The organism is Microbulbifer maximicatervae (SeqCode) (assembly GCF_052467065.1).
On the sequence record NZ_CP174299.1, the window covers coordinates 4,651,344 to 4,664,051 of the forward strand.

Here is a 12,708-nt window from a genome sequence, read left to right on the forward strand (position 1 = left end):
ACGGCTTTTTCGTCAAAAGCAACTAAAGCAAACTGCCTGCGTTAACCCACTGCCCCTGATCACAGACGCATCATTCTGCAGATTCCCTACAGTAGTATTAGTGATAGCGGGCAATGACTGGCTACTCTGACGCTATAAATAAGCAGACTGAATAGTCAATATTTTATGAGTTGCATGCTTCATTTAGGAGTTCAAAGTGAAATTGAAAAATCTTTTCCCCAGTAAACTCGGTTTTGGTACCGCACCTCTCGGAAATATGTTTCGTGAAATTCCGGATGAGGAAGCCCAAGCAACAGTAGAGGCGGCCTGGGACAGTGGTATCCGGTACTTTGATAATGCCCCGTTCTACGGAGCTGGTCTCGCAGAAATTCGTATGGGCGAGGCGCTGTCCAGATACCCACGGGAAGACTATGTAATCAGCACTAAGGTAGGCCGATTGATCCTGGATGAAGTTGAAAATACCAGTGATCGAGACCTTGGAGATAAAAGCGACATTTTCAAGTATGGACGACCCAATAAGATAGTAAATGACTACTCCTATGATGCGACAATGCGTTCAATTGAAGATAGCCTCAAGCGGTTAAAGACCGATCGAATTGAAATTGCATGGGTTCACGATGTTGCCCAAGATTTTTATGGTGACGAATGGCTTAGCATATTCGAAAGTGCTCGCAAAGGCGCTTTCAAGGCTCTTGACAAACTGCGTGATGAAGGCGTGATCCAAGCCTGGGGCCTGGGAGTAAACCGAGTGGAACCCATTGAAATACTCCTTGATCTTGAGGAACCTCGCCCCGATGGATTCCTACTTGCTGGTCGCTACAGCTTGCTGGATCACTCTCGAGCCCTTCAGAGAGTAATACCACAGATCTTAGAACGTGACCTCGGTATCGTAGCTGGAGGCCCCTATAGTTCTGGAGCGCTGGTTGGAGGGCCTAATTTTGAGTATGTGCCAGCATCAGAATCCGTGCTGCAAAAAGTTTCCAAAATCAAAGCGATTGGCGATAAGTATGGAGTTAGCACTAAAGCTATTGGCTTGCAATTTGTATTAGCCAATCCAGCTATCGCTGCAGTAATTCCAGGTGCGAGTAAACCGAGTAGAATCAAAGAAGATGTTGCGGCTCTGGAAACCAATATTCCAGATGCACTATGGCAGGAGCTACGCCAAGAACACCTTGTCGATGAATTCGCCCCCCTACCGATTGAGAAATAAGGAGTAACTGCAATGGCTAAAGCTTCTACATTCACCGAAATCCAAGCCAGTAGTGACGAGGTGTGGCAACTGATTGGTGGATTCAACTCCCTGCCAGACTGGCTTCCATATATACCTAAGTCGGAGCTCGGTGAGGGAGGGCGAGTTCGTTACCTTGAAAACCCAGATGGCGGGATCATTATAGAGAGACTGATAGCTTTTGATGAGAAAAAGCGAAGCTATAGTTACCATATCCTGCAAGCGCCCTTCCCTGTAGCCGATTACTATTCAACATTGCGTGTAAAGGATACTGATACTAGCGGTGTTTCTCGTGTTGAGTGGTTTGGAGAGTTTACGCCAGTTGGAGTATCAGAGGAAGAAGCTTCAAGCCTATTTCAAGAAATTTATGAAAATGGTCTGAGTGCTCTAAGAAAGCATTATGGTTAAATAAAGTATGGTGATTAGGTTAAACCTGGGAATACTTCTTTAAGTAACACTCCAGGTTTAGCCTAATCAATTTTTAGTAACTCAGGCCTCCAAGAAGAGAGTACTACTTAACTAACACACGCCAACACCTCAAGATGTAGCAGCTGCGCCAATGCTTTTGAGCATCAGCGCAGGAACATGATTAAATCATTAACGATCAATCACCTTAAAAGTCAGAAAGTAGCCTTCCGTTGATAAGAAGATTTTTAATATTTTATCCAGGTTGCCATTCTGGTCCTCGGTGCTAACAACCCACTGTCGCTGGTTATCAACACGCTGTATTGCAGCATTGAGTGGCATGTCGGCCCAGGACTTGTTGAGCTTGCCCTCTTTGATTAGGCGAGCGACTTCCTGGCTGGCGATGCCCTTAGCTTCAGCCATCGATACGGTAGCAAAATTGTCTCTCTCGTGATCACCATGGGCGAAAGCAAGATTTGCGAAGCCTAAGATAACTGATACACAGATGACTCGAATAAGTTTGTTCATAATGCTCTCTTTCTTCTCGGTTTTAGCGAATGTTGATAAAAAACGTTACTGTTTGAGTCCAATAACCTCGTAGAACCCCTTTGTTTTTAGAGTGATCTTCACAGATTCCTGACCGTTATTCTTCCAATACCAGCCATGGGAACCATCAAAAGGCGTAGTGAGAGAGCCACTCATTTTATTTGCGGTAGCAATAGCAAAGCTCTCAAAGTAGCCGGTAGTATCGCCTGTGGGTTCGCCGTGAAAATCAAAGTAAAGTTCACCACTCTCCGTTACCCACTCATATTCCAAATGACCGTATTTATCCAATTGAAATTTGTATTCAATTCCACGGCCAGCGGGCACTTCAATAGTTGTAGTGTCAGTCCGATAAGCAAAGGTCTGCTCACCACGCTGCACTATTTCCGGCACAGCAATTTCCTGCTCTTGACTGTTTAATTCAGTCAACCCCAGTGCACTGCCGATTCCGGTGGGGTCTATATTGTATTCAGCTGGCAGGATCACCGTGGTCAACATAATGGCTGCAAGCACACCAGCAGCAAGTGTGGATTTAATCAGCGTTTGTGCAGTCTGCACTGGCATTTCAGTTGTATTCATTCTGTAAGCTCTAAATCTGTGTTCTTTCTGTTCAATTAACTTTATAAAGTCACTTTCTGGCTATCTAACCTACGAAGTAGCCTGTCATCTGGTAACCCACCAACATCAGTCCACCACTCATTAGTAAGGTATTTGTCATAGTGGAGAAGCGCAGGAAACTGTCAAAGCGACGCCAATAATTGATGGCGAGAAGAATAAACAGCAACGCAACAAACTGACCAATTTCTACTCCGACATTAAAGGCCAGGATATTCTCCACCAACCCATCGCTGGACAGCTTGAATTCCTGTAATTTGGTTGCCAAACCAAAACCGTGGAAGAGCCCAAAAATCAGTACGGCAGCCTTGGTATTAGGCTGGAAGCCAAAAACCCGTTTGAAGCCGCCGAGATTATCGAAGCCTTTATAGACAATGGATAATCCAATAATGGCATCGATCAAATAGGCATTCACATGGGTGTCGTTTAGCACTCCAAATAAAAGGGTCAAGCTATGACCGAGCGTAAAGAAGCTTACGTAGATGAGAACATCTTTTGATCGATATAAAAAGAAAATGACTCCCACCAGGAACAGCAGATGGTCATAGCCAGTCACCATATGCTTGGCGCCAATATATAGAAAGGGAATAATAGATACCCCTTCGTTGCCGGCAAGAAAAGTCTTGGTAGCATCGTCCACTCCATGGGCAAATAGTGGCGCTGATATCACCATACCTGCTATCAGCGCCATCAAACCGAAAACTGTTTTTAAACTATTGTGCAACGTTACTATCTCCCGTTATTAAAGTTCTAAATTCTTGTGAACCAAAGCGTACACAGGCCCAGTTAACTGGCTCCAGCCAGAGCCACTTCAGGGTTATCTTGTAAGCTTTCCGACTTGGCATTCCTGCCATGTAAAATTCTGTAGAGTGCCGGCAACACTAAAAGTGTCAGGATTGTTGATGAGACAATACCGCCAATAACCACCGTAGCCAGTGGGCGCTGTACCTCAGAGCCAATACCAGTATTCAGGGCCATGGGCACAAAACCGAGTGAGGCAACCAGTGCGGTACTAATGACCGGACGTAATCGGATCAGGGCGCCCTCAATAATGGCATTTTCTATGCTGTAACCTTGGTCACGCAGATCGCGAATAAAGGAAACCATCACCAGGCCGTTAAGGATGGCAATCCCGGAAAGTGCGATAAAACCAACGGCTGCGGAAATGGAGAACGGGATATCCCGCAACATTAAAGAGAGCACACCGCCGGTTAATGCGAGGGGTATACCGGTAAAGATAATTGCCGCATCTTTTATGGAGCAAAGCGCCAGCAGGAGAAGCCCCATAATCAACACAAGAGTCAGCGGCACTACAATCGATAAGCGTTCAGTAGCAGACTGTAGCGCTTGATAAGTTCCGCCGTATTCAACCCAGTAACCGGGTGGTATTTCCACTTTCTCGGAAACGGACTGCTGCACATCAGCAACAAAGCTACCCAAATCCCTACCCCGCACATTGGCTGTTACTACTACCCTGCGTTTACCGTTCTCGCGGAAAACCTGATTGATACCGGCGGTGAGCTCCAAGCTGGCAATTTCCTCCAGGGGCACATAGTTGCCATTGGGTCGATGAATCGGCAGTTTCTTTAGCGCATCCAAATCCTGGCGCAATACCTCTGGCAAACGCACAACAATATCGGTGCGGCGGTCTCCTTCATAAAAGCGGCCAGCAACCGTACCTCCCAGGGCGGTTGCCAGCTGCTCCTGTACCTGACTGATAGCCAGCCCATACTGGGTTAGTGCGGCCTGGTCAGGAACAATGGCGAGAACCGGTAAACCGCTGGTTTGCTCCACCTGTATATCAGCAACGCCTTCTACACTGCCTATAGCCGCTTCAATTTCACTGCCCAAACGCTCTAATTGCTCGAAGTCATCGCCAAAGACTTTGATCGCCAATTCCGCGCGTACCCCCGCTAAAAGCTCGTTAAAGCGCATCTGGATTGGCTGGAGAAATTCATAGCGGTTGCCGGGAATTGGTTCTACCAGCTTTGCCAGCTCTTCTACCAATTGCTCTTTTGGTTTATCCGGATCTGGCCACTGAGACCTGGGTTTCAGGATAATAAAGTTATCGGCAACACTTGGGGGAACGGCATCGGTAGCCACTTCCGCAGTACCAATTTTGGCGAATACACGCTCCACTTCGGGCAACTCTTTAATCCGCTCCTCTAGGGATTTTTGCAGTGCAATCGCTTGTTCCAGGGATGTGCCGGGAATACGCAAGGCGTGCATGGCAATATCGCCTTCATCCAGATTCGGCACAAATTCGCTACCCATTCTGCTTGCCGTATAGCCGGAAACCAACACCAGTAGCGCAGCAATAGCGACAACCATGCCACGCTGGCGCAGTGCAAACTCCAAGGCCGGGCGATAAATTCTATTCAGCTTCTCAAGTGCAGGATTTTTCTTTTCGATCACCGGTTTGCGGAATAGCAGCGCTATGCCGGCTGGCACCAAAGTGATGGAAAGAAACATCGCAGAAAGCAGCGCAATCACCACGGTTATAGCCATTGGATGGAACATCTTGCCCTCCACTCCAGTCAGGGCAAAAATGGGTAAATACACTGCTGTGATAACGAACACACCAAACATGGCCGGGCGAATCACTTCCCGCGTCGATTGGAATACCAGGGTAAGCCGTTCTTTTAGATCTAACTGGCCACGCTCGCGGGCGGATTCGCTGAGGCGTCGCAGACAGTTCTCGACAATAATGATGCCCCCATCCACCAACAGGCCAAAGTCCAGCGCCCCCAGACTCATCAGGTTTGCACTTACGCGGGCCTGAACCATGCCGGTGATGGTCATTAACATGGCCACCGGAATTACCAGCGCAGTAAGAATTGCTGCTCGAACATTGCCCAACAGCAGGAAAAGAACCGCGATAACCAACAGCGCACCTTCCATAAGATTGGTTTGTACAGTGCGCAATGTCTGGTCAACCAGACCGGTACGATCATAAACCGCAGTCAATGTGATACCTGGTGGTAGACTCTGTTTGATATCCTCTAACTTTTCACCAACTGCACCTGCAACGGTGCGACTATTTTCGCCAACCAGCATGAAAACGGTACTCATCACCACTTCCCTGCCGTTCTGAGTAGCCGCCCCGGTGCGCATTTCGCGCCCCTCTTCGATCTTGGCCAAGTCGCCAAGGCGAACAGCAACCCCATTCACCTCCGCAACCAGGAAATCCTTCAGTGTCTCTAACGAGCTTGCCTGCCCCGGAACCCGCAACAACCACTGGGCGCCACTGTGTTCAATAAAGCCTACACCGCGGTTACGATTGTTCTCCTCGATCGAGCGAATCAGGTCTTCTTGGGTCAGGCCAAATGCCAGCAGTTTCTCTGGCTCTATAGCAATTAGAATTTCTCTCTTGAATCCGCCAATCGGATTGACTTCCACCACACCTGGTACACGCAATAACTGCGGGCGCACAATCCAGTCATGCACCGAACGCAAGTCTTTGGGTGTTACTGCACTGCCATCAGCATTGGTGGCTCCGGGTTCGGAGTCCACTGTAAACATAAAGATTTCGCCAAGACCTGTGGCGATAGGTCCAAGCTCTGGCTCCAAACCAGCAGGCAGTGCACCACGTACACTAGTGAGCCGTTCATTCACTAACTGGCGGGCAAAATAAATATCGGTGCCATCTTCAAAAATCACCGTAACCTGAGACAGCCCATATCGCGAAACGGAGCGTGTATAAGCAAGGCTCGGCAAACCAGCCATTGCATTTTCCACTGGGTATGTAACCCGTTGCTCAACTTCTTTAGGGGTATACCCCGGTGCCTCCGTATTAATAACCACCTGGATATTGGTGATATCCGGTACCGCATCAATGGGCAGCCGGGTGAAATTCCAAATACCCAAACCGCACAGTAAAAGCACAAAGGTAATAACCAGCCCGCGATTTTGAATTGAGGTTCTTATCAAGTACTCAAGCATGTCGAACCCTCAGTGATCGTGGGATGCACCGGACTTTTCAATGTCCGCTTTAATGATGTAGCTGTTACCGGTGACATATTCGATTCCCGGTCGAATCCCCCCCAGCACTTCAACCCAGTCGCCTGCTTCACGCCCCAGCTCCAACATGCGCACTTCATATTGATCGCCCACCTTGGCATAAACGACAGTAAAATCGCGGAACGCCTGTAAACCGGAACGCTTGACGGCGAGAGGCACCTCATATTCAGCAACTTGGATATCGCCGCTTACAAAAGAACCTGGTGCGAGGCCTGAGGGAATATCTTGCAGTGACACTCGAACGGCAGTGGCCTGGTTGGGCTTCATCAAAGTATCAATTTGTTTAACTACCCCGAGCAGAGGAGTTTCCAGGGACTTGATATTTACGGAAACGGGCGCGCCTTGGCGAATCTGGGGGCGTGTCGAGGGAAAAACATCCAGCTCTGCCAATAAAGCAGTATCATCGGCAACCGTTAATAAAGCTCTACCTGCGGTCTGTTCACCAGGGTTTACATTGCGCTGAATTACCACACCGGTAATGGGGGATTTAATACTGTAAGTTTTCAGGTTTTGATCGCTGTTAACTGCGATTAGGGGTTGCCCTTTTTTAACGCGCTCTCCCAACCCCACCTGCACATTTTCTACAAAGCCATCGAAACGTGCACTAATTTCACGTACCTGCTCTGGATCTACAATAAGCCTGCCATAAGCGCGGCTGGTCTCACTCATCCTGGCGGGGCCGACGGTTTCCGTATCAATTTCCATGGATTCAGCAATACCGGATTCGATACGGGTTCGCCCCTCAAAATTATCGTATTGCCAACGGTATTCATGCCCCTGGTACTTGGCTGTTAGAGTCACAACAAATGAGTGAGGCTCATAGATCACCATATCGCCACGCAGATAATTCCCCTCAGGCCTGAACTCGATGTGATCCTCTCCATCTCCAAGCCTTGTAAGAACCACTTTAAGATCAACCTGGCGAGGATTAACCAGCTCTCCATCGTTACTCACCCAAACCCGAAACTCCGGGGGAACACCAGTTTCATAAATACTTAGCTCAACGGCAAAATCACCTTCTCTCAACATGCGCCCACGATTGGGCCCTTTTTCCGGTTCTGCCTCTGCGACAGCTCCGGCCGCATACACACTGCCGCTGCCACTTAGGAACAAGGAAAGTAAAGCACCGAATATCAGGCTGGAAAAAACTGCGGATCTCATATCTCGCTCTCGCTTATCTGTGCCAATGACAGGCCGGTAAGTTTTTCAATTTCAATCAGGCTAAGGTGTGCGTTGTACTGTGCCTGGAGCAGTGAAAGCTGCGCATCGCTAAGCCCCTGTTGGGCTAGAGCCAACTCCGAGTAGTTATAGCGGCCACGTCGATAGGCTTTTTGCGTAGCGATGAGCGCTTTATCCAAACTGGGAATCATCTTTTCATTCAAGGCGGTAGCTACGTGCCGGTGATGCTGTAGCCTTTGGGTCATCACAAAGAGCTGTGTATCCAACTCAATCTCTTTCGCATTTCTTTCTGTTCGGAAACGATTTTGTTCCGCCCTCAAAGCAGATACCTTGCCGCGATTACGGTCACCCTTACCTAGTGGGATTGCGAACCCTGCCACCAACCCATAATCTCCGCTCGCTTCGTTGCGACGAATTCCTGTATCAATCCTCCACTGAATACCAGCTTCTGCACGTGCCAAATCAATTTCCGCCTGCGCCACGCGCTCGCGGCTCATGAATATTTCCAAATTTGGGTTGCTCGCCACCAAGCTTCGCAATCTAGATAAATCAACTTCTGGAAGGACACTGGAAAGAGAACCAGCCACCGCACGAAAACTGGGCTCTCTGGAGCCCCACTGGGCAGCTAATTGATATCTGGCAATATCCAACTCGTGCTCGACATCTTCCACAGCTAAGAGCCGACGCTGTAAGTCGACTTCCGCCCGAAAAGAATCGGCTTCATTCGTTCTGCCAACACTAACCTGACGATTAATTTCAGCGGATATCCTGCGAGCCAGGTCGACTGCTCTTTTAGCAATTTCCAGGCGTTCCTGCTGAGCCAGGACCTGGAAAAAGTAACGCGCAGTATTAGCGGCAACTTCTAACTCAAGAACCTGCTTTTGGGCCTCAATCACGGAAGTCTTACTGCGTGTAGCCAATACACGTTTTTCTGCGAGATCACCCTGTAATAACCAACTGATACCTACTGTTACCTGGGAACTGCCGCTGCCATCACTGCTCTTATCCTCTCCCACCCCCTCAGCGGCAACACTAAGCTCCGGTCGTGGTCCTAGCTTGGCGTGCTCGGATAGAGCATCCACAGCTTCAAACTGATATCGGTAGCCCGCCAGTTCAGGATGATTTTGCAAGCTTTTAAGAATTGCCTGCTCATAAGTAAGTCCCGATAACTCCTCGCCCTGTTCTGCCCTAAGGGACCCACTTAATGCGGCCAAAAAGAACACAGCTCCGGCCACAAAAAACCGATCTATAATCGGTTTTTTAGTTATGACTAAACGCAAACAATTAAACACTTCGGCTTCCTTAGTGGGAGAAAAGGGTTTCGACGGTGTGGTGGAGCGCATCCACCGAAACAAGGCAAGTGCCTGTAAGAGCCACAAACATTCCAGCTAATAACAAGGGGGGTAAGCTGCGCCCCTTATCATCAGACAGCAGGTAACGAATACGAGCATCCAATTGGTCAAGAGCGAAATAACAGACCATTGCTGAACTTCTCTCTTTGGGATGCAACCCATTGGAGATACGGGTTACTTTAAGTAGGGTTTGGGCGATAAAAGTCTCACTCCACCCCTGCCTATGAGCATATGCATCTGCACGCTGCTCCATACACAGCGCCATCTGCCGATTCAGGTAATTCCCCAAACGCGTAGGGAAAAAGCTGGCAAATAAAGCGAATATTAATTTCTTCAGAGGATCAAATTTTTGCGCATGGGCTTCCTCATGCAGGCGCACCACCTCAAACTCTTCCGCTGTTAACTGGTCTCGCAGACCGCTGGTATAAAACCCTTGCGGACGGAGCAGACCACTGGTGAAAGCCTGGGGCCCCTTTGCCTGGATAATACTCTGGTCAGACTTATCCCTTTCGCAAAGTTGCATTAACAAACGGAGCTGCGCCAAATGGCGATGAGCTCGTTTAAAACTTTGAAACGCCAAAAAACCGCTAAAGAAAAGAAACGCAATAGTAAAAACACCGTGCCAACTATAGAGGTTAAAAGCGTTGATATGGTGCCAGTGCGCCAGTGATGCAACGCCTCCCAAAAGGCTAGGGAAAGCCAGGATTACAGCGGCGGTGGAAGCCGCGAACCACGGCAGCAATACCGCACTCCACAGCAGTAAGCGCCGGCTACTGACAGACAAGCTAAGTGAATACCGGGAAACGGAAAGGCAGGCAGCTGATACCAGTAAAATACCGACAAACAGGCCAAGCGCTGCAATAGTCAGCAGGTTTAGCCAGAGTGCAACCTGCCCCAAAATCATTAGCGATCACCCTGCTGGCGCTTTATCTTCTGGCTTTCGATCAACTGCTCCAGTTGCTCTAATTGGCTTTCGTTCAGCTCCGATGAGATGGAGGTAAACGCGGCTACCAGCCCGTTCTCATCATCAACAAACTCACGAGTAACATCTTGAATCAGTTGCCCGACAAACTCGTAGCGCTCCACTGCCGGGCTGTATTGGTATGCATGCCCCTGCTTCTCCCGGGACAGCAAACCTTTCTTGTAAAGGCGATCCAGCGTGCTTTGGATCGTATTAAGAGAACCTCCACGGGCCCTGCTCAAGTCCGAGTGGACCTGCTTGGCATCCGCAGATTTTTTATCCCAGAGGTATTGGAGCACCTGTTTCTCAAGATCGCCAAGTCGCATAGACCATTATTCCAGAGGTTAAAACTGTTCTTTGAATGATGGTAGAGCGGCAAAAACCGATCGTCAATAGGTTTTTTTTGCATTTCAGCCTACTTCGACTGTGGGATGGGTTTTGTTCCAGGCTCCAAGGATACCTACCCAAGAAAATAGCCGTTTTCTTAACTTCAATACCGCAAGCTAGATAACGATACGAATAATTTAGACACCTTGGAAATACCGCCAGCATTTGGCAATGAAATTAAGGGGCCATTTGACTTGAACTCAACATTAATACAGCTAGGGGCGGCTTTACCATTGATGAGCCCTGATCTACCAAAAAGTGATTTTTTCACTACGCAATGATCATGTAAGTTATAGGAGAGAGGTCCGGCGGCCATCTCTGTGGCTGACTCTTCAGCAATTCCTTATCATGGATATATCTTCCAGTTTCGGATACTACCGATAAACACAAGAACGATGATAGCTTTCAATTATAAAGAAGAATCGTCGGACTTTACGACATTAAACACACCCGGACCCACCAAAATTTGAGCACTAAGAAAATTGAGATTTATCAGACTGCATCAATTACATTGCCGACTATCTGTCACCGTCTAAAGTTCCAGATTCTGTTTTATCTCTATTGCTGAGTACTTGTTGCTTTACACATCTAACTGACACCAAAAGTATAGCGATGGCTCCAATAAATGTAGTGGCTACCATTGACAACTCTAGAGCAATCAACGTTAAAGAAATGACACTTATCGATAACAGCTTTAAATTTTTGATATGAAATTGAAGATAATCTCGCCTCAGAAGATCTTCAATTAAAAACAACATGAGAACCGCCAAACCAAAAGCAATTACTATAAATTCAAAACTTCCTGTCGACACCCCTCGATAAAACGATATATAACATGACAAGCCAGTGACTGGGATAGCTGCAACACTTTGCATTGTATAATAGTCTGCGGAAGCCAGCCTCCAGAAGGTTGACCACTGACTACTTTCATCTTGTTCAAGTATGGTTAGTTTAATCACCAAATATGGGACTGCAAGCAGCCCTCCGACAAAGAGAATAACAAAAAATATCACCATAAAAATATCTAGCCAGCAAATTCAATTTCGATAGTTGATCTACAAAATAATACGCTGCGAGTGAGCCTTCCTGCTGATAAGCAGAAAAACTAACCGCTTTTTCTCACCCGATTCAAATCATCACAAACCATCTCCATACCATCCAGCACCCGAAAAGTATGTCGCTGAATGATATCCGGTGGTACATGAAACAGGTTTCCCTCTTTAACTGCATTAATTCTTGGGTAAGCTGCCCAGGCATCCAACCAATCTGGCCGCTCTTCACCCATTCCGCTGGCGATAATTACTCTCGGGTCTCTATCGAGTACAGACTCAATGCTAATCTTCGGTGCTAATACCAATGCATCGGCAAATATATTACGGCCACCACAGGTTTCAATAACATCGCTAATCAGGTGGTCGCCATTAAGTGTTTGCAGTGGCTCATTCCAAACCTGATAAAAAACACTGACCGAATCCAGGTTCTTATGGCTGAGCTGTATTTGATTCAGTCGCTCAAGCCACTCTCCGGCAGATTTATCTGCATAGTCACTTGTTCCTGCAAGTTTACCGAAGCGCTTTACATTCACAGCGATATCTTCAAGAGTGTGAGATTCAGATACGAAAACTGTAAAACCGAGATCCTCCAGTTTATTAATCATCTGATCGCCATTTCCCGATCCCCAGGCAACAATCAAGTCAGGATTTAGCAATAGTAAACTTTCATAGTTTACCGCTTTATAGTTACCTATCTCCGGTAATTGCTTGGCTTGCTCGGGGTAGTCACTGTAGCTTACCGCAGCAATTAGCTTATCCCCTGCCCCGGCACTGTAAAAGTTCTCCACGATATTTGGCGCTAGCGCAACAATACGCTCTGCTGGTGCAGGCAGTTCAACCCATTGGCCACGGGCATCTTTTACCCGCACGGAATCATCCGCCCAAGTATTACTCACCAATAACAGGTTCAAGGTTAAAACAACACGGACAATACTGCTTCGAGACATCTCTTTAACTCGACTATAA

General features: G+C 47.7%; 12 protein-coding genes. 2 read left to right on the top strand and 10 right to left on the bottom strand.

Going from position 1 to position 12,708, the window contains the following annotated elements:
- The first annotated feature begins 196 nt into the window (after positions 1-196).
- Positions 197-1,210 (top strand): aldo/keto reductase, encoded by a 1,014-nt coding sequence (locus tag ACJJI1_RS20565; RefSeq protein WP_444913189.1) that lies wholly within the window; start codon positions 197-199, stop codon positions 1,208-1,210.
- A 12-nt stretch (positions 1,211-1,222) separates the two neighbouring features.
- The gene (locus ACJJI1_RS20570) at positions 1,223-1,636 is read left to right on the top strand and encodes an SRPBCC family protein (RefSeq protein ID WP_444913190.1); all 414 of its coding nucleotides are present in this window, start codon (positions 1,223-1,225) and stop codon (positions 1,634-1,636) included.
- Between the two features lie 189 nt (positions 1,637-1,825).
- Here the strand turns inward: ACJJI1_RS20570 and ACJJI1_RS20575 are convergent, their stop codons facing one another.
- From ACJJI1_RS20575 to ACJJI1_RS20620, 10 genes are all read right to left on the bottom strand, one after another.
- Complete coding sequence (locus ACJJI1_RS20575; protein ID WP_444957848.1) at positions 1,826-2,161, bottom strand: DUF6488 family protein; 336 nt, start codon at positions 2,159-2,161, stop codon at positions 1,826-1,828.
- A gap of 45 nt (positions 2,162-2,206) precedes the next feature.
- A complete protein-coding gene (locus tag ACJJI1_RS20580) occupies positions 2,207-2,755 on the bottom strand; it encodes a hypothetical protein (protein WP_444957849.1) in 549 nt (182 codons plus the stop codon).
- A 64-nt stretch (positions 2,756-2,819) separates the two neighbouring features.
- Positions 2,820-3,515, bottom strand: coding sequence for a HupE/UreJ family protein (locus ACJJI1_RS20585; protein WP_444957850.1), 696 nt, complete (start codon positions 3,513-3,515; stop codon positions 2,820-2,822).
- Positions 3,516-3,577: 62 nt separating this feature from the next.
- Complete coding sequence (locus ACJJI1_RS20590; RefSeq protein ID WP_444957851.1) at positions 3,578-6,733, bottom strand: efflux RND transporter permease subunit; 3,156 nt, start codon at positions 6,731-6,733, stop codon at positions 3,578-3,580.
- A 9-nt stretch (positions 6,734-6,742) separates the two neighbouring features.
- The gene (locus ACJJI1_RS20595; protein WP_444957852.1) at positions 6,743-7,972 is read right to left on the bottom strand and encodes an efflux RND transporter periplasmic adaptor subunit; all 1,230 of its coding nucleotides are present in this window, start codon (positions 7,970-7,972) and stop codon (positions 6,743-6,745) included.
- Complete coding sequence (locus ACJJI1_RS20600) at positions 7,969-9,204, bottom strand: TolC family protein (RefSeq protein WP_444957853.1); 1,236 nt, start codon at positions 9,202-9,204, stop codon at positions 7,969-7,971. Before ACJJI1_RS20600 ends, ACJJI1_RS20595 begins: the two co-directional genes overlap by 4 nt.
- A gap of 88 nt (positions 9,205-9,292) precedes the next feature.
- Positions 9,293-10,246, bottom strand: a complete 954-nt coding sequence (locus ACJJI1_RS20605) for a M56 family metallopeptidase (protein WP_444957854.1) — start codon at positions 10,244-10,246, stop codon at positions 9,293-9,295.
- The gene (locus ACJJI1_RS20610) at positions 10,246-10,629 is read right to left on the bottom strand and encodes a BlaI/MecI/CopY family transcriptional regulator (RefSeq protein WP_444957855.1); all 384 of its coding nucleotides are present in this window, start codon (positions 10,627-10,629) and stop codon (positions 10,246-10,248) included. The genes ACJJI1_RS20605 and ACJJI1_RS20610 overlap by 1 nt, the downstream gene beginning before the upstream one ends.
- A 579-nt stretch (positions 10,630-11,208) precedes the next feature.
- Complete coding sequence (locus ACJJI1_RS20615; RefSeq protein WP_444957856.1) at positions 11,209-11,706, bottom strand: hypothetical protein; 498 nt, start codon at positions 11,704-11,706, stop codon at positions 11,209-11,211.
- Between the two features lie 89 nt (positions 11,707-11,795).
- The gene (locus tag ACJJI1_RS20620; RefSeq protein WP_444957857.1) at positions 11,796-12,689 is read right to left on the bottom strand and encodes a cobalamin-binding protein; all 894 of its coding nucleotides are present in this window, start codon (positions 12,687-12,689) and stop codon (positions 11,796-11,798) included.
- Between the last annotated feature and the right edge of the window lie 19 nt (positions 12,690-12,708).